The 23,650-nt window shown below is 73.3% G+C and carries 17 protein-coding genes and 2 pseudogenes; 10 read left to right on the top strand and 9 right to left on the bottom strand.

Annotation, left to right across the window (positions count from 1 at the left end):
* Positions 1-108: 108 nt before the first annotated feature.
* Positions 109-1,332, bottom strand: coding sequence for a GAF domain-containing protein (locus AB0912_RS25010; protein ID WP_366703448.1), 1,224 nt, complete (start codon positions 1,330-1,332; stop codon positions 109-111).
* A gap of 404 nt (positions 1,333-1,736) precedes the next feature.
* Positions 1,737-3,374 carry an acyl-CoA dehydrogenase family protein gene (locus AB0912_RS25015; RefSeq protein ID WP_366703396.1) on the bottom strand — a complete coding sequence of 546 codons (1,638 nt, stop codon included), beginning with the start codon at positions 3,372-3,374 and terminating at the stop codon, positions 1,737-1,739.
* Positions 3,375-3,391: 17 nt separating this feature from the next.
* Between AB0912_RS25015 and AB0912_RS25020 the strand changes: the two genes are divergently transcribed.
* Entirely contained in the window at positions 3,392-4,573 is a 1,182-nt protein-coding gene (locus AB0912_RS25020; RefSeq protein ID WP_366703398.1) for a YihY/virulence factor BrkB family protein, read from the top strand.
* Between the two features lie 144 nt (positions 4,574-4,717).
* Here the strand turns inward: AB0912_RS25020 and AB0912_RS25025 are convergent, their stop codons facing one another.
* Positions 4,718-5,551 (bottom strand): NAD(P)H-binding protein, encoded by an 834-nt coding sequence (locus tag AB0912_RS25025; protein ID WP_366703400.1) that lies wholly within the window; start codon positions 5,549-5,551, stop codon positions 4,718-4,720.
* 127 nt (positions 5,552-5,678) lie between these two features.
* Here AB0912_RS25025 and AB0912_RS25030 point away from each other — a divergent pair, with 127 nt between their 5' ends.
* Positions 5,679-6,650, top strand: coding sequence for an AraC family transcriptional regulator (locus AB0912_RS25030; protein WP_366703402.1), 972 nt, complete (start codon positions 5,679-5,681; stop codon positions 6,648-6,650).
* Positions 6,651-6,660: 10 nt separating this feature from the next.
* Positions 6,661-7,449, top strand: a complete 789-nt coding sequence (locus tag AB0912_RS25035) for a helix-turn-helix transcriptional regulator (RefSeq protein ID WP_366703404.1) — start codon at positions 6,661-6,663, stop codon at positions 7,447-7,449.
* 3 nt (positions 7,450-7,452) lie between these two features.
* On the opposite strand, the gene AB0912_RS25040 is transcribed toward AB0912_RS25035, so the two are convergent.
* Positions 7,453-7,872 (bottom strand): VOC family protein, encoded by a 420-nt coding sequence (locus tag AB0912_RS25040; protein WP_366703406.1) that lies wholly within the window; start codon positions 7,870-7,872, stop codon positions 7,453-7,455.
* A gap of 406 nt (positions 7,873-8,278) precedes the next feature.
* Between AB0912_RS25040 and AB0912_RS25045 the strand changes: the two are divergent.
* From AB0912_RS25045 to AB0912_RS25055, 3 genes and pseudogenes are all read left to right on the top strand, one after another.
* Positions 8,279-9,013: pseudogene (locus AB0912_RS25045) on the top strand (ThuA domain-containing protein).
* Between the two features lie 107 nt (positions 9,014-9,120).
* Entirely contained in the window at positions 9,121-10,968 is a 1,848-nt protein-coding gene (locus tag AB0912_RS25050) for a carboxylesterase family protein (protein ID WP_366703408.1), read from the top strand.
* Positions 10,969-11,029: 61 nt separating this feature from the next.
* Positions 11,030-11,903, top strand: a pseudogene (locus tag AB0912_RS25055) (IS5 family transposase).
* Between the two features lie 102 nt (positions 11,904-12,005).
* On the opposite strand, the gene AB0912_RS25060 reads toward AB0912_RS25055, so the two are convergent.
* On the bottom strand, positions 12,006-12,602 hold the full coding sequence (locus tag AB0912_RS25060; protein WP_366703410.1) for a hypothetical protein: 597 nt from the start codon (positions 12,600-12,602) through the stop codon (positions 12,006-12,008).
* Positions 12,603-12,852: 250 nt separating this feature from the next.
* Positions 12,853-13,455 (bottom strand): hypothetical protein, encoded by a 603-nt coding sequence (locus tag AB0912_RS25065; protein WP_366703412.1) that lies wholly within the window; start codon positions 13,453-13,455, stop codon positions 12,853-12,855.
* 168 nt (positions 13,456-13,623) lie between these two features.
* On the opposite strand from AB0912_RS25065, the gene AB0912_RS25070 reads away from it, so the two are divergent.
* Positions 13,624-14,394, top strand: a complete 771-nt coding sequence (locus tag AB0912_RS25070; protein WP_366703414.1) for a transposase — start codon at positions 13,624-13,626, stop codon at positions 14,392-14,394.
* A 288-nt stretch (positions 14,395-14,682) separates the two neighbouring features.
* On the opposite strand, the gene mmuM is transcribed toward AB0912_RS25070, so the two are convergent.
* Positions 14,683-15,642 (bottom strand): homocysteine S-methyltransferase, encoded by a 960-nt coding sequence (mmuM, locus tag AB0912_RS25075; protein ID WP_366703416.1) that lies wholly within the window; start codon positions 15,640-15,642, stop codon positions 14,683-14,685.
* 353 nt (positions 15,643-15,995) lie between these two features.
* Between mmuM and AB0912_RS25080 the strand changes: the two genes are divergently transcribed.
* The 3 genes from AB0912_RS25080 (at position 15,996) to AB0912_RS25090 (ending at position 19,585) form a co-directional block, all read left to right on the top strand.
* Positions 15,996-16,799: a class I SAM-dependent methyltransferase gene (locus AB0912_RS25080; protein ID WP_366703418.1), complete on the top strand. Its 804-nt coding sequence runs from the start codon at positions 15,996-15,998 to the stop codon at positions 16,797-16,799.
* Positions 16,800-16,868: 69 nt separating this feature from the next.
* Complete coding sequence (locus AB0912_RS25085; protein ID WP_366703420.1) at positions 16,869-18,716, top strand: DUF2264 domain-containing protein; 1,848 nt, start codon at positions 16,869-16,871, stop codon at positions 18,714-18,716.
* A gap of 62 nt (positions 18,717-18,778) precedes the next feature.
* Positions 18,779-19,585, top strand: coding sequence for an isocitrate lyase/phosphoenolpyruvate mutase family protein (locus AB0912_RS25090; RefSeq protein WP_366703422.1), 807 nt, complete (start codon positions 18,779-18,781; stop codon positions 19,583-19,585).
* An 84-nt stretch (positions 19,586-19,669) separates the two neighbouring features.
* Here the strand turns inward: AB0912_RS25090 and AB0912_RS25095 are convergent, their stop codons facing one another.
* The gene (locus AB0912_RS25095; RefSeq protein ID WP_366703424.1) at positions 19,670-20,353 is read right to left on the bottom strand and encodes a siderophore-interacting protein; all 684 of its coding nucleotides are present in this window, start codon (positions 20,351-20,353) and stop codon (positions 19,670-19,672) included.
* Positions 20,354-20,703: 350 nt separating this feature from the next.
* Complete coding sequence (locus tag AB0912_RS25100) at positions 20,704-23,631, bottom strand: glycoside hydrolase family 2 TIM barrel-domain containing protein (protein ID WP_366703426.1); 2,928 nt, start codon at positions 23,629-23,631, stop codon at positions 20,704-20,706.
* Positions 23,632-23,650 lie beyond the last annotated feature (19 nt).

Below are 23,650 nucleotides of genomic sequence, written 5' to 3' on the forward strand. Positions count from 1 at the left end.
CGCCGAGGGCGTTGACGGAGAGACGGGTGGGGTGGCCTGTGAAGGGGATGCTACGACAGAGACTCCCGGGCCAGGACAAAGACCGCGGAAGACGCTCACTAAATACGCTCACGTCATACCCTCCGCACACCCTCGGTGCGCCCCGCGAGACGGCCGGCCGGCCGTCCCCGTCCCCGCCCGCCCGCGGGCCGGCTCCGGTGGTTCGGCCGCCGACCGGGCCGCCAGCACCGCCGGGGCCGTCGAGTGCGGCAGCAGGTCCAGCGGGTCCCCGGGCAGCAGGACCTCGACCTCCACCTCCTCGCGGAAGCGGTACGGACGGTGGTCCAGCAGCCCGGTCAGCCGCCGCCGTACGCGGGACAGTTCGGCCCGGACGGTGACGGTGCGGGTCGGGTCGCCGAACAGGTCGACCGCGAGCTGCGCCGCGCTGCGCCCGGGCCGGTGCACGGCGAGGACGTACAGCAGCTCGGCGTGGCGCGGGCTCAGATCCTGGGACCAACTGCCCGCCGCGCCCGAGACGGTGACGGCGGGCCGCCGCGGGTCGGCGAGGTCCAGCAGGACACGGGCGGCGTCCCCCTCGTCCTCGGCCCCCGTGGGGCGCAGCAGCCAGCCGCCCGGCATCGGCTCGGCCACACAGGTGCCGAGCGTGGGCAGCCAGGTGCGGCCCGCGCCGAGGTCGTCCGGCAGCGGGACCCGGTCGACGGGCGGCATCCCGGTGACGGCGGCCAGCCAGCCGTGCGTGTCCACCACCAGCGCCGGGCCGGACAGCCGGGACAGCAGCGGGGCGGCGACCGCGCGCAGCCGTTCGATGGCCGCCAGATGCCGGGTGCGCAGTTCACTTTCGGCCAGCCTCGACACCGTGTCGACCAAGGCCAGCGTGGCCGGGTGGAAGGTGGTGTCCGGGCCGCTCACGTCGACCACCCCCAGCAGCCGCCCGTCACGCGGATCGTGGACGGGGGCCGCGGCGCAGGTCCACTCGCGCAGCGCCCGCACGAAGTGCTCGGCGGCGTGCACCCGCACCGGCGCGTCCACCGACAGGGCCGTCCCGATGGCGTTGGTGCCGGTGGTGTCCTCGCTCCAGTCGGCGCCCTCGGCCAGGCAGACGGTGTCGGCCCGGCGCAGTACGCCCGTGTTGCCCTCGCGCCACAGCACCCGGCCCTCCGGGTCCGCGACCACCATGATCTGGAGCGAGGCGTCGGCGACCGCGCCGAGCCCGGCACTGAGCGTCGGCAGCACGTCGGCGAGGACGGTGGACGTCCGCCGGTGTTCGAGTTCGTCCGACTGCAACGGGGCGCTGTCCGTTCCCTGTTCGGGATCGACACCCAGCCGTCTCATCCGCCGCCACGACCGGTCGATCACCGGACGCGGAGCGATCACCCCGCCTTCGCCCTTGACCGGCGCCGCCCAGCCGCCGTGCGAGGGCACGGACGATTCGGACGCGACCAGCGGCGCGGACGGGGTGGGACGCAACGATGTGGTCTTCACAGGGCACTCCCGGAACGAGGACCGCGGACGGGCCACGACGCCGCCGTCCTCCCACATCGTGCCTGCTCTCGGCGCGGTCCGCGCGGACTTCGTACAAGGTGCGCAAAGGAATGCAACGGTCTGCAACTCTCGCCAACGGTCACAAGGTTCCCTGAAACTGACAGCGACGCCGCCCGAGCGGCGTCCGAGCTCCTGAACGGGGCCAGGCGGGGGTGGTGCCGTGTCGGCGCGGCACCACCCCCGCACCGGGTCGATCAGACCGCCACCGGCCGGGCCCGCTCCACCACCGTGGCCAGATCCAGACTGTGCGGCAGCGTGCCGAACGCCGAACCCCAGTCACCGCCCAGCCGCGACGCGCAGAACGCGTCCGCGACCTCCGGCGGCGCGAACCGGACCAGCAGCGACCCCTGGAGCACCGTCGCGATCCGCTCGACCAGCCGCCGCGCCCGCCCCTCCACGCCGTCCAGGTCCGCGAGTTCGGCCAGCAGGTTCTTGATGGCGCCGTCCAGCCGGTGGTCCGCGCCGCGCGCCTGACCCACCTCCCGCAGATACGCGTCCAGCGCCCCCGGCTCCCGCCGCAGTGCGCGCAGCACGTCCAGCGCCTGCACGTTGCCCGCGCCCTCCCAGACGGAGTTGAGGGGCGACTCGCGCAACAGCCGCGGCATGCCCGACTCCTCGACATAGCCGTTGCCGCCCAGACACTCCAGCGCCTCCGCCGCGACCGGCGTACACCGCTTGGTCACCCAGTACTTGGCGGCCGGCACCGCGAGCCGCAGGAACGCCCGCTCCTGCTCGCCGCCCTCGTCGTACGCCGCCGCCAGCCGCATCGCCAGCGTGGTCGCCGCCTCCGACTCCAGCGCCAGATCCGCCAGCACGTTGCGCATCAGCGGCTTGTCGACGAGCAGCCCGCCGAACGCCTCGCGGTACGTGGCGTGATGGACCGCCTGCGCGACGGCCTGCCGCATCAGCGCGGCCGAACCGAGCACACAGTCCAGCCGGGTCGCCGCGACCATCTCGATGATGGTCCGCACCCCGCGCCCCTCCTCGCCCACCCGGCGCGCCCAGGTCCCGTCGAACTCGACCTCGCCGGAGGCGTTCGAGCGGTTGCCGAGCTTGTCCTTGAGCCGCTGGATCCGGAACACGTTGCGGGTGCCGTCCTCCAGGACGCGCGGCACCAGGAAGCACGTCAGCCCGCCCGGAGCCTGCGCCAGCACGAGGAAACCGTCCGACATCGGCGCCGAACAGAACCACTTGTGCCCGGTCAGCCCGTACGTCCCGTCCTCGGCGAGCGGCCGCGCCTCGGTCGTGTTGGCCCGTACGTCACTGCCGCCCTGCTTCTCGGTCATGCCCATACCGAAGATCACCCCGGGCTTGCGGGAGGCGGGCCGCAGCTCCTGGTCGTAGATCGTGGACGTCAGCCGCGGCTCCCACTCGGCGGCGAGCGCCGGGTCGGTGCGCAGCGCGGGTACCGCCGCGTGGGTCATCGACAGCGGGCAGCCGTTGCCCGCCTCGGCCTGCGCCCAGACGACGAAGCCCGCCGCCCGCCGCAGATGTCCTCCCGGCCGGTTCCACGCGGCGGTGAGCCCCGCCGACACGCCCTTGCCGAGGAGCCGGTGCCAGGCGGGATGGAAGTCGACCTGGTCGATCCGGTTGCCGTAGCGGTCGTGGGTGCGCAGCTTGGGCGGGTTCTCGTTGGCCAGCGCACCCCACTCCTGCACCTGGGCGGAACCGGAGGAGAGGCCGAGCGCGGACAGTTCGCCACGGGCCTCGTCGAGGAGCCCTGGATCGAGGTGCCGGTCGACCGCCTCGCTGAGGGCCCGGTCGGCGGCGAATACGTCATATCCGACCAGGGGCGGAGCCTGGTTGGTCACGGTGTGGGTGCTGGCTGCCATACGGATACGGTAAGGACGTGCACCAGGCAAAAGAAACACCTGAACGGCCCCGCCCGGGCCGCTTTCACCGCGCACGCGCGCTGTACCGGAACGTTTCGAAGCGCAGGACCGCCTGGCTGCTGCTCAAGGACACCGTCAACTCGTGCATGGAGTACCGGATCCTGGGGCTGGCGGCCGAGGCCGCCTTCTTCACGCTCCTGTCCGTGCCACCGCTGCTGCTCAGCATGATCGGCCTGCTCGGTTACGTGGACGACTGGACCGGCGCCGACACCATCGCCAGCCTGGAGTCCAACCTGCTGGAGGCCTCCCGCACGGTCCTCACCGAGAAGGGCGTGCACCAGATCGCCGAGCCGATCCTGCACGACGTGATGAAGGGCGGCCGGCCCGACATCATCTCCCTCGGCTTCCTGTTCGCCCTGTGGTCCGGCTCCCGCGCGGTGAACGTCTTCATCGACACCATCACCGTGATGTACGGCCTCGACGGCACCCGCGGGATCGTGAAGACCCGGGTCATGTCGTTCCTGCTGTTCATCGTGGCGCTGCTGATCGGTTCGATCGCGCTGCCCCTGATGGTGGCCGGCCCCGACGCCGTGGTGACCTTCGTGCCGTGGTCCACGACCGTCGTCCAGGTCCTGTACTGGCCCGTCGTCATCGTGCTGTCCATCGTCTTCCTGACCACGCTCTACCACGTGTCCGTGCCCGTCCGCTCCCCGTGGGTGGAGGACGTGCCGGGCGCCCTGGTCGCCCTCGCCATGTGGGTGCTCGGCAGCTTCCTGCTGCGCATCTACCTCACCAACACGGTCGAGGGCCCCACCATCTACGGTTCGCTCGCCGCGCCGGTCGCCGTCCTGCTGTGGATCGGCGTGTCCGCGTTCGCCGTCCTCGTCGGCGCGGCCGTGAACGCCGCCATCGACCGGGTCTGGCCGGCCGCCGCCACCGCCGCGGCCCGCGCCGCCAACGAGCGGATGCGCGAGGCCCAGGCCGCCGAGTTCGTGGCCCGCGCCGCCGCGACCCGCTCGTACGACTCCGACTACGACGCCGACCCCGACGACCCCGACATGCCCTCCGAGTTCCCGGAGCGCTGGTCGCGCTTCCTGCCCCCGGAGGACGTGACGTCCCGGCTGCGCACCCACACCAGGAACCCCCAGCACGGCCACCGTCCCGACAAGGACTCGGAGGAGCACCCTCCCGAGGACTGAGCCCGCCGCGCGCCGGTCTTCCCGGGGCGGCCGGCTTCCCGGACGCCGGGGCCGGGCCTCACCGGGCCGCCGGAGTCCAGGACCGGGCCGGGCCGCCGGATGCCAGTGCTGAGCCCTGCCGGGCCGGTCCCCGGGTGGGTGCCGTCACCCCTTCCACGTGCCGCGCGCGGCGGCCTCCCGGGCGAAGTCCGTGAAGTCGCGCGGCGGCCGTCCGAGGATCTCCCGGACCCCGTCCGACAGATGGGCGTTCCGGCCGTCGAGGAGGCTCTCGAACAGGCCGACGAGGAACGCGACCTCCCCGGCGGGCACCCCGGACCCCGCCAGAACCTCGCCGTACTCCCGTGCCGACACCGGTGTGTACGTCAGCGTCTCGCCGGTGGCCGCCGCGATCTCCGCCACCGCCTCCCGGAACGACAGCAGCCGGGGCCCCGAGACCGCCACCTCCCGGCCCGCGAACCGCTCGCCCCCCGTCAGCACCGCCACCACGACGTCCGCGATGTCCCGGACATCCACGAAAGGCTCCCGCACCTCACCCGCCGGGAACACCAGCTCCCCGTGGCGCAGCCCCTCCACCAGCGGCCCCTCGCTGAAGTTCTGCGAGAACCACGCCGCCCGTACGATCGTCCAGCGCGCGCCGGACGCTCTGAGCGCCTCCTCGGCCGGCCCCGCCTGCTCCTCGCCCCGCGAGGACAGCAGCACCAGATGCCGCACACCGACCCGCACCGCCTCCCCGGCCAGCGCCCCGACCGCCTCGGCCGTACCCGGGGCGCCCACGTCCGTGGGATGCGCCAGATACGCCGCGTCGGCGCCCGCGAGCGCTCGCGCCCAGGTCGACGGCTCGTGCCAGTCGAAGCCGGTCGCCCGCGATCCCGGCCGGACGGTCAGCCCCGCCGCCCGCGCCGCCTGAGCGACCCGGCTCCCCGTCCGCCCGGTCGCGCCCGTCACCAGTACCGTCATGTCCCGCGTGTTCTTGGTCATGGCTCCGAGTCAACTGCCGCCCCGGCGCCCGCGACCATCGCCGAACGGCTCGCTCCCATAAGCGACCGTCCACCGACATCCACGGCCGCCCACGGCACACCCCCGGCGGTCCGTCTACGCTGGCGCCATGGACGCCGCCCCGCGCTCACACATGCTCACGCGGGGGGATCCCCTCGCCGGCCTGCTGGAGGGTCCCCGCGCGCGGGGCGCCTTCATGATCCGCGCCTGCTTCGACCCGCCCTGGTCGATCCGCGTCGAGGACCGCGCCCCGCTGACGATCATGCTCGTGGCCCGCGGTGACGCCTGGGTCGTGGCGGACGCCGGCGAACGGGTCCGGCTGCGGGCCGGCGATCTCGCCATCGCCCGCGGCCCCGCCCCGTACCTCTGCGCCGACGACCCCGGCACCCCGCCGCAGGCCGTGATCCTCCCCGGCGGCGAGTGCTCCTACCCCGACGGCCGCTCGCTCAACGGCCACTGGGACCTCGGGGTGCGCACCTGGGGCGACCGGCTCGACGGCTCCACGGTGCTGCTCATCGGCACCTACCTGATGCGCGGCGAGGTCGACGGCCGGCTGCTCGACGCCCTGCCGCCGCTGCTGTCGCTCACCTCCGACGTGTGGACGTCCCCGCTGACCTCGATCCTCGCCGACGAGATGGTCCGCGACGAACCCGGCCAGGAGGTCGTCCTCGACCGGCTGCTCGACCTGCTGATGATCGCCGCGCTGCGGGCCTGGTTCTCCCGCCCCGAGGCCGCCGCCCCCGGCTGGTACCAGGCCCTCGCCGATCCCGTGGTGGGCCGCGTCCTGCGGCTCGTCCAGGACGACCCCGCCCACCCCTGGACCGTCGCGACGCTCGCCGCCAAGGCCGGGGTCTCACGCGCCGCCCTCGCCCGCCGCTTCGGCGAACTCGTCGGGGAGCCCCCGATGACCTATCTGACCGGCCGCCGCCTCGCCCTGGCCGCCGACCGGCTCCGCGAGAGCGACGACACCCTGGAGACCATCGCCCGCCGTGTCGGCTACGGCAGCGCCTTCGCCCTGTCCAGCGCCTTCAAGCGGGTCTACGGGGTCAGCCCCCAGGAACACCGCACGGGCCCGGCGTAGCCTGGCACCCATGTACGCGGAACGGCCCTCCCGGCTGCCCGGCGCGGTCGTGTGGACCCGCGTCCCCAGCGCCTCTGACGCCGGGTCGGGGAACGGGGGCGAGGAGCTTGGGGACGGCCCCGAGGACGCGTCCCGTACGCCCGCTGCTTCCGTTGCTTCCGTTGCTCCTCTTGCCTCCGTCGCGGCCGTGCTGCCGGACGGCTGTATGGACCTGCTGTGGACCGAGGGCCGGCTGCTGGTTGCCGGTCCGGACACCGGACCCCACCTCCCGGACGCGATGCCGCCCGGCGGCTGGGCGGGCGTCCGCTTCCACCCCGGCACGGCGCCCGCCTACCTGGGCGTACCGGCAGACGAACTCCGGGACCGGCGCGTGGAGTTGACCGACCTGTGGCCCGCCGCCGAGGTGCGCCGCATCACCGCCCGGATCGACGGCGCCGCCGACCCCGTGACCGCGCTGGAGGACGTCGCCCTGCGCCGGGCGGCCGACGCCGAGCGGCCCGACCCGCTGCTCCTGAAGGTCGTGGCCGCCCTCGACGCGGGCCGCCCGGTCGGCCGGACCGCCGACGAACTGGGCCTGAGCGCAAGACAGTTGCACCGCCGTTCCCTCGCCGCGTTCGGCTACGGTCCCAAGACCCTGGCCCGCGTCCTGCGCCTGCAACGCGCCCTCGCCCTGGCCCGCTCCGGCGTCCCCTTCGCGGACACCGCCGTCCGCGCCGGCTTCGCCGACCAGGCCCATCTGGCGCGGGACGTAAGGGAGTTGACCGGGTCGACGCTGGGTGAGCTGATCCCCCGGCGGTAGCGGTCAGGTTGCCTGGGCGGGCGACTGGTCCCCGGGCAGCGGAGCGAACAGGTCCACGGCGTTGCCGTCCGGATCGTGCACGACGGCGTACCGCATGCCCCAGAAGGCGTCCCAGGGCTTCAGCTCACCGTGGTGCCCGGCGCCGACCAGTCCCTCGTACACCGCGTCGACCTCGGCCGGATCGTCACACCGGAAGGCGAGAGACACCCGGCCACCACCGGCCGGGGGCCGCCAGCCGGGGTGGAAGGACCGCACGGTCTCCTCCGTGTCCAGCGCGAGCCGCAGCCCACCGGGCAGCCCGGCCTCGACATGCGGCTCGGCCTCGGCTCCCACGGGGAAGTCGAGCCCGAGCCGGGCGTAGAAGGCGAGAGAGGCGGCCATGTCGGAGACGACCAGGCCGACCACATCGAATCGAGGAGTCATGCGATCACGGTAGGAGGGGCCGGGGGAGGGAGTCTTGCAGGAATCGGACATGGTCGGCTGTCCTGGGGCTGGGGCTGGGGCTGGGGCTGGGGGTAGGGGTGGGGCCGGCGCCGAAGCCGGGGCGGAGCCCGCTTTTCTGTGGCCCGTCCGGGGCCGCAGGCTACGGCGGCGGGGGCCGGACGGGGGCGGGCCGCGTGCCGGGGAGGTATGGCACGCCCGTCAGGAGAGGTATGACCCGCCCGTCAGGGGAGTTATGGCGCGTCCGTCAAAGGGCGGGGTGGGCCGCTTGGCCGGGGTGACAGGGCCCGACGGCCGGCCGACATGCCGAGGCGCCGGGCGGTCTGCGCGTCCCGGGCCCGGGTCCGGGGGCCTCAGCCCCGACCGGGGCCGCCACTACGCTCCGGGCATGACCTTCCGCGTCCTCGTCTACACCCGAACCGCCGACTACCGGCACGACTCCATCCCGGCCGGGATCGCCGCCGTACGGGCCCTCGGGGAGGCGTACGGGTTCGCCGTCGACGCCACCGAGGACCCGGCGGCCTTCGAGGCGGGCCTCGACGCGTACGCGGTGGTCGTCTTGCTGTCGACCAGCGGCGACGTGCTGACCCCGGCCGGACGCGACCGGCTCGCGGCCTATGTCGACGGGGGCGGCGGGTTCGCGGGGGTGCACGCGGCGGCCTGCACCGAGTACGACTGGCCGTACTACGGCGAACTGCTCGGCGCCCGCTTCGACCGGCACCCCGACCTCTAGCCCGGCCGCGCCGTCGTCGAGGACCACGGCCATCCGGCCACCCGACACCTGCCGCCCGTCTGGGAGTTCACGGACGAGTGGTACGACTTCCGTGCCAGTCCCCGCCGTTCGGTACGCGTGCTCGTCTCGGCCGACGAATCCTCCTACGAGGGAGGGCGGATGGGCGACGACCACCCCCTCGTCTGGTGCCGGAACCAGGGCGCCGGCCGGGTCTTCTACACCGCCCTCGGACACACCGCCGACGCCTACGCCGACGAGGACTTCCGCCGGCATCTCCTCGGCGGCATCACCTGGGCCGCGACCGGAGCCGGGGCCAAAGGCCGGGCGGAAACCGGGGCCGGGGCCAAAGGCCGGGCGGAAACCGGGGCCGGCCCTGCCGCGACGCGCTGACCAGGGACGTACCGTCATATCGGCCGAATGGGGACGCCCGCAGGAATACCGGGACGCGATGTGATGCTCTGATCCTTACGACTCGCGACGATGGGAGCTGGTCCGGGATGGCGGTGGACGCGGTGGAACCGACGGAGGCGAAGGACCCGGTGGTCGCCACCCCGTACGGAAGGGTGCGCGGCCGGTACGAGAACGGGATCGCGGTCTTCCGGGGCATCCCCTACGCCGCCCCGCCCTTCGGCCCCCGCCGCTTCCGCCCGCCCGTGCCGCCGGAGCCCTGGGACGGGGTGCGTGACGCAGGCGCCTTCGGGCCGACGCCGCCGAAACCGCCGTACTCCGAGGCGTTCGGACGGCTGCTGTCCGACCCCAGTGTGCCCGGCGACGACTGCCTCAACCTGAACGTGTGGACACCGTCCCCCGACCCCGCCGCCCGGCTGCCCGTCATGGTGTGGCTCCACGGCGGCTCCCTGACCCGCGGCTCCTCGGCCGTACCCGTCTGCGACGGGCGCGCCTTCGCCCGGGACGGCATCGTCTTCGTGTCCCTCAACTACCGCCTGGGAGTGGAGGGTTACGGCCTCTTCCCGGACGCGCCCGCCAACGCCGGACTGCGCGACCAACTGGCCGCGCTGGAGTGGGTGCGCGAGTCCGTCGGCGCGTTCGGCGGCGATCCCGGCCGTGTGACCCTCGCCGGCCAGTCCGCCGGGGCCATCAGTACCGGCGCGCTGCTCGCGAGCCCGCGCGCCGAGGGACTCTTCCAGCGGGCCGTCCTGCAGAGCGGACCGCCCGAGGCGAGCGACCGCGACAAGGTGCGCCGGATGGTCCGCAGGATGGCCACCCGGCTGAAGATCCCGGCGACGGCGGAGGCCTTCGCCGCCGTCGACCGCGACCTGCTCCTGCGCACCCAGGCCGACGTGGGCCGGCTCAGCAGCCCGGTGCTCGGCGGGCCCGCCTTCGGCATCGTCGTCGACGGCGACCTCGTGCCCCGCGATCCGATGGAGGCCCTGACCGAGGGGGCGGCACCGGACGTAAGCCTTCTCCTCGGCTGGACCCGCGACGAGTACCGGCTGTGGCTCGCACCGGGCGGCCTGCTGGACCGCGTGGACCGGCTCGGCCCGGTCGCCCTGGCCGGGGCCATGGCCCGCTGCCACTGCGGCCACGAGGTCCCCCGCGGCTACCGCGCCCTCCACCCGGAGGCCCGCACCGCCGACCTCGTCGGCCAACTGGTCACCGACCACATCCTGCGGGTCCCGCTGCACCGCCTCGCCGACTCCCACAGCTCGGACGCGCACGGCTCGGACGCGCACGGCTCGGACGTGGATGACGCGGGCGCGCACGACGGCCTCCGGGCTCCGGCCTACGTGTACGAGTTCGCCTGGCCGTCCAACGTGCCGGACCTCGGCGCCTGCCACGCCCTGGAGTTGGGCTTCGTCTTCGACACCCCCGACGTGCCCGAGTCGGAGAAACTCGCGGGCGAGGGGGCCCCGCATGAACTGGCCGACGCCATGCACGGCGCGTGGGTGCGGTTCGCGGTCGACGGCGACCCCGGGTGGCAGGCCTGGGACGGCTCACACCCGGTCCGGGTCTTCGGCGCGGGCGACCCGTACACCGTGCACGGGCCGCGCGACCGTGAACTCGCCCTCTGGGAAGCGGAGTCGGCGCGGCCCCCCAGGACCACGGCCACCCCGGCGACCGGACCAGTCGGCCCGGAGCAACCGGCCCCGGAGCCACCGACCTCGGACCAGCCGAATCCGGGCCCGCCGAACCCGGAACCCCGGCGCATCGCGCCCCGGACACCAGCACGCGCATCGCGACCCCGCTGTCCGCCGTCCGCCGCTTCCGCAGGTCGAACGCTCGGGGTGGCGGTCCGGAGGGCGCGGGTGGGGCGGGACGGGCGCGAAGGTGAGGGTCCAGGGGGCGCAGGGGGGGGCTGCGGGGGCCGCGCCGGTTGGCGTTGAGCGGAAGGGGTGCCCAGGGCCTGTTGCGAAAGTGGATCTTGCTCGTTGATGGTCGTGCTTCGTGGGACATGGGGATCTGACGGATGGCCAGTGGGTCCGGATGGAGCCGTTACTGCCGCGAGGCATCAAGCCGGGACGTCCGCAGGTGTGGACGCGACGGCAGCTGATAGACGGCATACGGTGGCGGACCCGGACCGGTGCCCCGTGGCGGGACGTGCCCGAAAGGTATGGCCCGTGGGACCGGGTCTATGACCTGTTCCGGCGCTGGCAACGGGACGGGACCTGGGCCAGGATCCTCACGCAGCTCCAGGCCGAGGCGGACGCGAAGGGCCTGATCACCTGGGAGGTCAACGTCGACTCCACCGTCTGCCGGGCCCACCAGCACGCCGCCGGGGCGGCGAAAAAGGGGACCTCCAGAAGGAACCGCCCGGCGGTGTCTTCGTCGAGCCGGCCGACCACGGCCTCGGGCGGTCCCGGGGCGGGCTGACCAGCAAGATCCACCTCGCGGTCGAGCAGGGACAGAAGCCCCTGTCCGTGGTGATCACAGCTGGGCAGCGCGGCGACTCACCCCAGTTCGAGCCGGTCCTGGAAGCGATCCGGGTCCCCCGGCTGGGACTCGGCCGGCCGCGCAAGCGTCCGACCGGGTCCGGGCCGACAAGGCATACGACTCCCGCAGCAACCGTTCCTACCTGCGCAGACGCGGGATCAAGGCCACGATTCCGGTGCCGGCGGACCGGGTCCGCAACCGGCTGAGGCGCGGATCGCGTGGCGGGCGGCCGCCGGCGTTCGACAAGGATGACTACAAGCATCGGCACGCTGTCGAGTACGGAATCAACCGGCTCAAGCGGCACCGGGCCGTTGCCACCGGATACGACAAACTTGCCGTCCGCTACGAAGCGACCGTGCTGATCGCAGCCATCAACGAATGGCTGTGACCAGCACGGTCGCGACACCCCTAGGGCCTGTCGCGAGATGCGGAAACGACGCCGGACCGTCTGCTTGGGAACCACGAAATCGCGGTTCCCAAGCAGGGCGGGTCATGGGCGGTTGAGATTGCGGGTCACCCCGGCGGCGACGGTCGTGGCGAGGATCCAGCCTGCTGCGATCAGGAGATAGGACAGCCATTGGTAGAGGCCGGTGGGAGTGAATGCCTTCTCCTGGCCGAAGTCGACGATGGGCAGGAGCAGGTCGAGGGTGTAGACGACGGGATTGAACTCCGGACCTTTGCCGCGCTCGGCCGGGCGCGAGTGGTGGAGAGCGAAGGCGACGGAGCCGAGGAGTAGCAGGGCCAGGAGCCAGGCCATGGCACGGGTGGGGCGGAAACCGTAGCCGACGGTCGCGTCCTGGAGGCGGCCCCAGAGCTTTCCGTACCAGGGCAGCGTGGTGCGGTGCCGGCGTTGCTTGGCGAGCTGGACGGCACGGGCTTCGGCGTCGTCACCGACGCGGCGGTACACGGCCGCGAGCTGCTCGTAGGCGTGAGGAACGAAGCCGGCTTCGTCCCGCTCAAGCAGGGCAAGTCGTTGTGCGGCGGGCAGACGCGGAGCGAGGGTCTCGTACGTCAGACCCTCCAGCCGCACGGTGGCGGGCCAGACCTCGGGCTTGGCGTGGATGACCTTGAAGTTGGAGTAGTGCATCTTGACGCTGCCGGAGACCGGGGCCGCGTCCCAGAGCGAGAACCCGGCTGCCTCGCAGCTGCTGACTCCCAGTGCGACACCTCCCGGGTTGCGGAGCCGGGCCTCGATGAACGTGAGCCAGCCGGTGATCTTGGCCGCGGTGAGCCTGACCCGGCCTTCGGCGTGGAGGCCGCCCGCGTTGAGTCTTGCTCCGACCGTGAGGTGAGCGGCGTTGAGGGCATCGCCCGCTGGGTTCTTGATGTGGGCGTCCTCAAGATCGAGGGTGCCCCTCGATACGGGCGGATCCCAGGCGTATCTCGCCCAGTGCCACGAGCCCGGCCGCCCAGATGTCGTTGCCGACGGAAGCCTGGCTGAGCTCGAGTGCGGGCTCCCCGTCGACACCGAGGCGGGCGCGGTCGAGGAAGATTCCGCCCATGACCTGAGCGCTGCCCAACTGCACGGTCCCGGGGATGCGGCAGTCGGTGAGCCGCAGGACGTCATTGACGCGTATGGCGGTGGCCCTGAGGGCGGGGAGGTGTGACGAGCTGAGGTCGAGCAGGCTGGTCTGTGTTCCGTGGAACTCCGGCGTCTGCTCGAAGTGGCAGGCGGTGAGGCGGACGGGGTGGGGTATCTCCGCATACTGGAGGTTCAGGACGCCGACGATCCGGGCGCCGGTGAGGTGGAGGGCGGGCACTTCGCCGGGTTCGGACGGATCGCTGAGGAGAACGGTGCGGATGACCTCGGCGCGGACCGTTCGCTCGGGGCCCCATGCGCGGGGATCCTCCGGGTCCTCGTCCTGGGCTTGGCGGAGGTCGATCGGTTCCCCGCGGGGGAAGGCCTGACAGAGGCGACGTTCCAGTGCGGTCAAGTCCATGATCTCCACTTGCGGGACCCTACCCCGTGGGGGCAAGCCGCTGTCCGTCGTGATCACGGCCGGTCGGCCCGGTGACCTCCCGCGGCGCAACGAGTGGCTGTGACTGGCACTTTCGCAACAGCCCCTAAAAAGTGTTGCAGAAGCCTCTGTTATGGGCATTTTGCCTGTATGGGCGGGGTGTTGCGGGCTGAGCCGGTGTGGGTGGAGACGTTCACGGGCTTGCGGATGGACCGGTTCGCGAAGCTGGTGAAAGTGGTGCGGGAACGGGGTGGGAATGGTCCGGGTGGTGGCCGGCCGTGGTGCCTGCCGCTGCCGGACCGGGTGCTGCTGGTGGCCGTGTACTACCGTACGAACCTCACCATGCGACAGTTGGCGCCGCTGTTCGGTGTCTCGCCGGCCACGGTCTGCCGGGTCATCCAGCGGCTTCGTCCGCTGCTGGCGCTTGAGCCGGCTCCGCGGCCGGTGACGGACACCGAGCGGTTGTGGATCGTGGACGGTACCCTGATCCCGGTCCGCGACCGCAAGGTCGGGGCCTCCTCCCGCAACTACCGGTTCTCGGCGAACGTGCAGGTCATCATCGACGCCGACACCCGCCTGGTTGTTGCGGCGGCTCGACCAGCGCCGGGCAACAAGGCCGACGCCCACGTGTGGCGGGAGTCAGGTCTGCCCGCCCTGGCGGCGGGAACGACGGTGATCGCGGACGGCGCCTACCTCGGCACCGGCCTGATCGTCCCGCACCGCAAGAGAGCCGGCCGCCCCCTCCTGCGCGGCCAGGAAGAAGACAACGCCGAGCACCGACGGGTCCGCGCCCGCGTCGAGCACACCTTCGCCCGGATGAAGAACTGGAAGATCCTGCGCGACTGCCGCCAGAAAGGAGACGGCCTCCACCACGCGGTCCAGGCCATCACCACCATGCACAACCTCGCCATGACACGGTGAAACAGCAGGCCAGACACCACTTCGACCTGCCGAAGCCAGACCTTCTGCAACACCCTTTAGCGGGGTGCGCAGTCGGGCGGGCGTGAGGATGCCCGGTGACGGTGACGGTGACGGTGACGGTGACGGTGACGGTGACGGTGACGGTGACGGTGACGGTGGCGGTGAGGGCCCGGGTGCGGCCTTCGGCGCCCGGTGCCGGTGTCGGTGGGGCGCCGGTTTCCGGCCTTCGGCCGTCGGCCTCCGGCATTTTGCCGGGCGGGCGCCGACGGGACGGTACCGGCCGGGGTGTCAGTCGCCCCGAACCGCCGTCGCGATCCCCCTGATCGCCTCCGGTCCCACCCGGCAGCATCCGCCGACGAGCCGTGCGCCGGCCCGTTCCCACCGGTCGACCTGGGCGGCCGTGAAGGTGGAACTCCCGGTCCAGGCGCGGGCGTCGGCGTCCCAGGCCTCGCCGCTGTTCGGGTAGACCACGACGGGCTTCCCGGTGACCCGGGCCGCGATGGCGACCGCCGCGTCCACGTCGCCGGGCGCGCAGCAGTTCACCCCGACCGCGACGATCTCGTCCGCCTCGGCGGCCGGCGCGAACGCCTCCTCCAGCGGCTGACCGGCCCGCGTACGGTCACCGTCGACACTGAACGACAGCCACGCCGGTACGCCGAGCCCGCGCACCGCCCGCAGCAGGGCCAGCCCCTCGTCGGCGTCCGGGACCGTCTCCAGGGCCAGCACGTCGGGCGCGTCGGCGGCCAGCACCTCCAGGCGCGGCCGGTGGAACCGCTCCAGCTCGGCCACGCTCAGCCCGTACCGGCCCCGGTACTCCGAACCGTCCGCGAGCATCGCCCCGTACGGACCGACGGACGCCGCCACCCACAGGGGCCGCGTGACACCCTTGGCGTGCGCCTGCCGGGCGGCCTCACGCGCCGACTCGACGCTCAGGCCGAGGAGTCGGGCCGCCCGCTCGTGCGGGATGCCCCGGCGGGCGAAGCCCTCGAACGTCGCCTGGTAACTGGCGGTGATCGCGACATCCGCGCCCGCCTCGAAGTAGGCGAGATGCGCCTCCACGACCGCCTCGGGCCGCTCCGCGAGCAATCGCGCCGACCACAGCGCGTCACTCAGGTCGTGACCGGCCGACTCAAGCTGGTTGGACATACCGCCGTCGAGCACCACCGTGCCGAGGGAGAGCGCCTCGGAGAACGTGCGGGGGGTACGGGGGGCCTCACCGGCCGGGCCGCCGGTCGCGTCGCTGGTCATCCCACGACGCTAGTCGATCCGGAGGGGGTCCTGTCAGGCAGGTGCCAGGTGCCAGGTGCCAGGTGCCAGGTGCCAGGTGCCAGGGCCAGGGCCAGGTGGGAGATGGCCGGCCGCAGGTGGGCAGGTGGGCAGGTGGGCCGGCGGAGGTGGCAGGCCGCAGGTGGGCAGGGGAGCGGCGCCGGGTCGTATCCCTCCGCCAGACCGTGCCCCCCAGACCGCGCCCCGGCCCCCAGACCGCGCCCCGACCCCCAGACCGCGCCCCGACCCCCAGTCCGCGCCCCGACCCCCAGTCCGCGCCGCGGCCCCCAACCCGCCCCCGCCCCCAACCCGTCCCCGCCCCCTAGCCTGGCCCCATGCTGCGAGACGTGTTCGACGAGGACGCCGAGCTGTACGACCGGGCCCGTCCCGCCTACCCGGCCGCCCTGGTCGAGGCCCTGATCGGCGAGGCGGGGCTGACCCCGGGCACCCGCGTCCTGGAGGTGGGCCCGGGGACGGGACAGCTCACCGTGCCGCTCGCCCGGGCGGGCTGCCGGATCACGGCGGTTGAACTGGGGCCCTCGCTCGCGGCGGTGACCCGGCGCAACCTGCGGCCGTTCCCGGACGCCCGTGTCGAGGTCGGCGCCTTCGAGGAGTGGCGCCCGCCACCAGGCCGGACCTTCGCACTGTCGGTCTGCGCCACCGCCTTCCACTGGATCGACCCGGCGGTGCGCGTCCCCCGGATGACCGCCGCGCTCGCCCCGGGCGGCACCCTCGCGCTGGTCACCACCCACCATGTGGCGGGCGGCTCCAGGGAGTTCTTCGCGGAGGCGCAGGACTGCTACGAACGCTGGGACCCCGCCACCCCGCCCGGCCTGCGCGCATCCGAGGAGGACGACGTCGCCTCCGACACCGGTGAACTCGATGTCTCCGACCGGCTCGGTCCGGTCCGTGTCCGGCGCTTCTCCCGGGAGATCACCTACACCACCGAGGCCTACCTGGACGTGCTGCGCACCTACTCCGGCCACCGGGCCCTGCCCGCCCCCGCCCGCGACGGCCTGCTCGCCTGTATCGCCGGGCTGATCGACCGCCGGTACGGAGGCAGCGTCACCAAGCGCTATCTGCACGAGCTGATCACCGCCCGGCGAGTGGAGCCCCCAACGGCGCCGCCGGGGGTCTAGAAAGCGCTTGCCCGGGAGGGTAGCGTCCACCTGCCCGGACGCTCACCCCTGCGACAGGAAGCCGCGCTGATGCCCGCCGAGCCCGCCGAGTCCGCCGACCCCGCCGAGGACCGCACCCTGAGCCCGTACACCGGCCGTACGCGCGCCCACTGGGAAGGGGCCGCCGACTCCCTGCTCGCCGCCGTGGCGCCCTACGCGGCCGAGGGCGGCGCCCTCTATCACCTCCCCGGCGGGCGCCCGAGCGCCTCCGGCCGGCTCTCCGACGGGCTGGAGGGATACGCCCGGACCCTGCTGCTGGCGGGCTTCCGCCGGGACGAGAAGGTCCTGGAGCGGTACGCGGACGGCCTCGCCGCCGGAACGGCGGGCGTCTGGCCCCGGGTCGGACACCGTAGCCAGCCGCTCGTGGAGGCCGCGTCCATCGCGCTCGCGCTCCGGCTGACCCGCCCACTGCTCTGGGACCGGCTGGACGACGGCGTGCGGCAGCGTGCCGCCGACTGGCTCGGTGACGCGCTGAAGGCCGAACCCTGGCCCAACAACTGGGAGTTGTTCCCCGTGACGGTCGGCGGCTTCCTCCACGAGATCGGACACGAGCCCGACCTCTCGCGCGCGGTGATCGACCGTGGTCTGGAACGCATCGAGCAGTGGTACCTCGGCGACGGCTGGTACACCGACGGCCACGGCCGCAAGTTCGACTACTACAACGGCTGGGCCATGCACCTCTATCCGGTGCTGCACGCCCATCTCGCGGACGACAGCCGCCTCCTCGACCTGTACGCGGGCCGCCTGGAGGCCCATCTCGCCACCTACGCCCGGCTGTTCGGCGGCGACGGCGCGCCGGTGATGCAGGGCCGCTCGCTGACCTACCGCTTCGCCGCCACCGCCCCGCTCTGGCTCGGCGCGCTCACCGGCCGTACGCCCCTGTCCCCGGGTGAGACCCGCCGCCTCGCCTCGGGCGCCCTGCGCTACTTCCTCGACCGGGGGGCGACCGACGGCTACGGCCTGCTCACCCTCGGCTGGCGCGGCCCCGACGAGTCGGTCCTCCAGAACTACTCGGGACCGGCCTCCCCGTACTGGGCCGCCAAGGCCTTCGTCTGTCTGCTGCTGCCCCCGGACCACCCGGTGTGGACGGTGCGGGAGGAGCCGGGCCCGGCGGAGCGCGCGGACGCGGTCACCCCGGTCGGACCGCCCAACTGGCTGATCCAGTCGACCCGTTCGGACGGTCTGGTCCGGCTCCACAACCACGGCAGCGAGGACGCCCGCTACGACCCTTACTACACACGGCTCGCCTACTCCACCGTCACGGAGCCCTCGCCGTCGTACGACAACAGCGTGATCGTCGGTGCCGACGCGAGCCGTACCGCGATCCGGCCGCTGGGCGTCGGCGAGGGCTGGGCGGCGTCCCGGCACACCGTCGCGGAGGGAGTGGCCGTGGCCGGGCTCGTGGTCGCGCGGGGTGCCGTCGAGGTGCGGGCCCACCTGGTGGCGGGCGCGGCCGAGGGGACGCCGGTGCGGGTGACGGGCTGGGCGGCACGGGGCGGGGCGCGCTCCGAACTCCGGCCGGTGTACGGCCTGTCGGGCGGCGGAGCGGCGGCGGAGGGCCTGCCGGAGGCGGCGACCGGCACCACCGGAACCGGCGCCTCCCTCTTCGTCGCCCTCGCCCGTCTCACCGCCGAACCCGTCCCGGACTCCCGCCCGCTCACGGACCTGGTGTCCGTCCGGGTGGCACCGGCCGAGGACGCGGAACCGGGCACGTACGACCTGACGGTGACCTGGACCCCGGAGGACGAGTCAAGCTTCCGCTTCACGCCGGGCGGCACGGCCACGGGCCCGGACGGGCCTTCGCCGAGCGTCGAGGTCCGAACGGTCCGAGGGGGAACTGTTCCAGGCTCGGCGAGCGCGGCGGCGTCGACCCGCTGAGGGGGGGAGGCGGCCGGGATGGTTCGCCCGGTACCGAACCGTCCCGCCGCTATCGTCCCCGTATGACCGCTGCCCCGCGAGAAAACCCGGCCGGCGCCGCCGACTTCGCCGCGCTGCACCACGCCGACGTCCCGCTGCTGCTGCCCAACGCCTGGGACCACGCGTCCGCTCTCGCGCTGGCCGGGGAGGGGTTCGAGGCCGTCGGGACGACGAGTCTCGGTGTCGCCGCCGCCGCCGGGCTGCCCGACGGCGCGGCGGCGACGCGCGACCTCACGGTCCAGTTGGCCCGGCGGCTCGGCGGAGGCCGTTTCCTGCTCTCGGTGGACGCCGAGGACGGCTTCGGCGGGGACCCGGACGACGTCGCCGCGCTGGCCCGTGAACTGGCCGACGCCGGAGCGGTGGGCGTCAACATCGAGGACGGGCTCGGGCCCGCTCCGTCGCACGCCGCGAAGATCGCCGCGGTCAAGGCCGCCGTCCCCCACCTGTTCGTCAACGCCCGGACAGACACCTACTGGCTCGGCGACGGCGACCACGCCGACACCTGCCGCCGCCTCGACGCCTACCTCCAGGCGGGCGCCGACGGCGTGTTCGTGCCCGGCCTGAGCGACCCGGACCGCATCTCGGACCTGGTGACGACGTTCGACGCGCCGCTCAACATCCTCTACTCACCGCTCGGCCCGCCCGTCGCCCAACTCGGTGACCTCGGCGTCCGCCGGATCAGTCTCGGCTCCCTGCTTTACCGCCGCGCCCTGGGCGCCGCCGTCGACACGGCCCTCGCCATCCGAGCCGGCCGGGCCACTGAGGGAACGGTCCCGTCGTACGCGGACGTCCAGGCGCTCGGCGCGCGAGGGCTCGACCGCCGAGCGTGAACGCCCTTGGCCCGAGGTGTAGTTGCGACGGCGGCCGAAGACGGCGGTGGTGTCTCCTCAGGGCGGAGGCGTACGCCCCGGCCGTCAGTCCATGCCCTTCTTGCCCGGAGTCCAGAACGGCTTGGTCAGGACCGCGCGCCGGTCCCACCCGGCCTCCTGGAGCACCCGCCGCACCGCTTGCACGCCCCGTGCCTCCCCGGCGACATACGCGATCCCGCCGGGTTCGGGGGCGAGACGTCGTACCGCGTCCGGCAGTGACGTCTCGCCCCGGATGACCCAGTCGAGCCGGTCGCCGCCCGCCAGCGGCAGCCGGTCCGCTTCCGTGGCCGTCTCGACGCACCCGGAGACGACGGCCTCCCCGGGCAGTGCCGCGAGCATCGCACCGAACGCGACCGAGGCCGTCTCGTCGCCGACGAAGAAGTGGTGGGCGGCGTCGGGGCGCAGCGTGAAGGTGCCCTCGGGCCGCCGCAGCCGCACCTGTTCGCCTGGTGCGACGGTGCGGCCCCATCGGGCGCCCGGTCCGCCCGCCGCGTGGTCCAGTACGCACAACTCGACGCCGCCGGACGGGTCGTAGTGCCAGATCGAGTACGTACGGAGGGTGAGCCCGCCGACCAGGACCCGCACCTGCTGGCCTGGCCGGACCTCCAGACCGGCCAGTTGCCCGCTGTCGATACGCAGCCGACGCATCCGGGCGGTGACCTGCTCGGCCTCCGTGACGGTGCCGCGTACGGTCACGAGATCGAGGACGGGGCTCAGCACATCGGGCATGAAGGGCTCCTCAACGGGGCGGGGTTGTCGTACTCGGCGGGCGCAGCGGGCGCCGCGGGCACGGCGGAGAGACTGAACGCGATAGTACGCGTTCGTGGGACCTCGCGATAGTGCGCGTTGGGATGGTGTCTCTTCCTCTTCCCCGGCGTCGTTCGCGTTCTGCTTCTCGTGCTTGTCCACGCCCCGGGGCCATGTACTGGTCCACGTGGACCGGTCCCTGTGCTGGTCCCTGTACCGGTCCCTGTGCCGGTCGACGTGCTGGTTCCTCGTCGACCGCGCAGTGGATGGACCGTAGGTGCGGTGCCGCGTGGGCTCCGCGGAATTTCGGGGCGGTGGACGTGCCACCCGGCTCAGTCGGCGTCCGAGAACACGAACGAGAACTCCGCCGGTTCCGCGTGCAGTCGGTACGGCGGGAGCACGCCCGGGCCGCACGACTGGGAGCCGATGCCCTGCTGGCCGTGGTCGAGGTTGACCCAGACCGTGTCGCCGGGCGTCAGGTCCGTCAGATGGTCCGCCGCGTCCAGTTGCTCGGTCGTCCAGCGCCGCGCGGTGAACCAGAACGGCGGCTCGCCCTCGATGCGCAGGCCGCCGATCTCCGCCCAACGGACGTCGGGCCGGGCGCCGTTCTCCTGCGGGCGCACGTACGGAGTCTGCATCGCGTCCACCGTCGACTCCCAACGACCGTTCCTGGCAGCCGACTTGGTGTCCGGGTACCCCTCGCCCGGCCCGCCGCCGAACCAGGTAACTCGGTCCGCCGACCCGGCGAGGCCTAGCCGGACTCCGAGCCGGGGCAACGGCAGCTTCCAGTCGCCCTCCGGGGCCACGGACACGGTGAGCCGCAGCCGTACGCCGTCGGACGTCCACCGGTACACCGTGCGCAGGCCCACCCCGCGGGCGGCCGGTGCCACCCGGGTCCGTACGGTCAGCGCGTCCTCGCCCGGTTCCACCGCGTCCAGGCGGTGCCGCGTCCGGTGCAGGCCCAGGGCGCGCCAGAGCGGGCCGAAGCGGGCGTCCGGCTGCCAGTGCGCGCCGTTGTCGTTGTCGGTCGGCGCCCGCCACACGTCGAGCCGCAGGCCCGTGACGCCGACCCCGCCGATCGAGAGCGGCTCGCCGGTACGGGCGTCGAAGGTGCCCGGCCCGAGGGTGACCGTCCGCTCGCCGCGCGCCGGGGCGACGAACCGGGCGAGCGGAGCCGCCGACACGGGCCCGGCGGACGGCAGTTGGGCCCAGGCGACCTCGTGGCCGCGCGGCGCCCACGCCGTGTCCTCGGCGAGGGCCGCCCGGACCGTCCAGTGCGCCTCGGCGTTCCCCGGGTCCACGGGCGGTGCGGGCAGCTTCACTTCGGCCGACTCGCCGGGGGCCGCGTCCGGCACCTGAAGCGGGCCCGAGCCGACGGTCACGCCGTCCACCTGGTACGACCACGAGAAGGCGAGCGCCGAAAGTCCGGCGAAGTCATACCCGTTGGTGACCCGGACGACGGAGGAGCCGGAAGCGCCGGCGGTGTCGATGCGGACCGGTTCGATCACCTTCTTGTACTCGACGAGTCCCGGGGACGGTGTCCGGTCAGGGAAGAGCAGCCCGTCGCAGACGAAGTTCCCGTCGTGCAGCTCCTCGCCGAAGTCACCGCCGTACGCGAACCCGTACCGCTCGTCCTTGACCCCGTGGTCGATCCACTCCCAGACGAAGCCGCCCTGGACACGGTCGTACGCGGTGAACAGCCGCTGGTAATCGGCCAGTCCACCGGGCCCGTTGCCCATGGCGTGGCCGTACTCGCAGAGGATGAAGGGCAGTTGACGCCGCCTTTCGTCGCCTCCGTTCTCGTTCTCGTCCTCGTGGCGGCCGATGCGTTCGACCTCGGCGTGGTCGGCGTACATGCGCGAATAGACGTCCGTGTCACGGCACGTGGGGTCACCCTCGTAGTGGATGAGGCGGGAGCTGTCGCGGCCCCGGATCCAGTCGGCCATCGCCGTCAGTCCCCGTCCGGTGCCCGCTTCGTTGCCGAGCGACCACAGGACGACGGACGGATGGTTCTTGTCACGCTCGACCATCCGGGCGGCCCGGTCGAGGAGCGCGGGCGTCCAGCGGTCGTCGTCCACCGGGTTGCCGCGCCAGCCCTCCTCGGTGAAGCCGTGGGTCTCCAGATCGCATTCGTCCACCACCCACAGGCCGTACTCGTCGCACAGGTCGAGAAAGGCGGGGTGCGGCGGATAGTGCGCGGTGCGGACGGCGTTGACGTTGTGACGCTTCATCAGCAGCACGTCCGCGAGCATCGTCTCCACGTCGAGGGCGCGGCCCGTCTCCGGGTGCCACTCGTGCCGGTTGACGCCCTTGAAGAGGACCGCCCGGCCGTTGACCTTGATCTGGCCGCCGTCGAGGGCGACGGTGCGGAAGCCGATCCGCAGGGCGACGCGCTCGCCCTCGGTGACCAGTTCGCCGTCGTACAGCCGGGGCGTCTCGGCCGTCCACGGTTCCACCGGCACGGTGACGTCCTCGCCGGTCGCCATGTCGACACCGAGGGCGGGTACGAGGACCCGCCCGTCGACGTCGGAGTCGACGCGCAGGGTGCCGAGGCCCTCGCGGTGGTCGTAGCCGGCGTGTACGAAGAAGTCGAGCACGCCGCCGGCCGGCCGGTGCAGCAGGGTCACGTCACGGAAGACGCCCGGCAGCCACCACTGGTCCTGGTCCTCCAGATACGAGCCCGCCGACCACTGGTGCACCCGCACGGCGAGCGCGTTGCGGCCCGGCCGCAGCAGGTGACCGACGGCGAACTCGTGGGGGAGCCGGGAGCCCTTGAACGTGCCGAGGTCCGTGCCGTTCAGCCACACCCGGGCGCAGGACTCGACGCCGTCGAAGCGCAGCACCGTACCGCCCTCCGCGGGCCAGTCCGCCGGCAGGTCGAAGAAGCGCAGATGGTCACCGGTCGGGTTCTCGGTCGGCACGCGGGGCGGGTCGAGCGGGAACGGGTAGCGCTGGTTGGTGTAGATCGGCGAGCCGTGCCCTTGGAGCACCCAGTGGCCGGGGACCTGGATCTCGTCCCAGCCCTGACCGTCTCGGGGGCCGTGCGGCGCGTACCCCTCGGCGGCGAAGGAGTCGTCTTGCGTGTCGGCCGTGGGGGAGAGGCGGAAGTGCCAACGCCCGTTCAGCGAAAGGGTTCGCGCGTCCGAGGTCGCGTACCGGGCACGCGGCGGGAGCGCGCCGTGGCCGGGGGAGACGTCCTCGATGTAGTCGGTGGCGGACGGTGCGGGGGCGGGGTGCGGGTCAAAGGTGCGGAATGACATACGTCTCCTCGGTCGGCCC

Source organism: Streptomyces sp. NPDC007084 (assembly GCF_040703595.1).
Classification (GTDB): domain Bacteria; phylum Actinomycetota; class Actinomycetes; order Streptomycetales; family Streptomycetaceae; genus Streptomyces.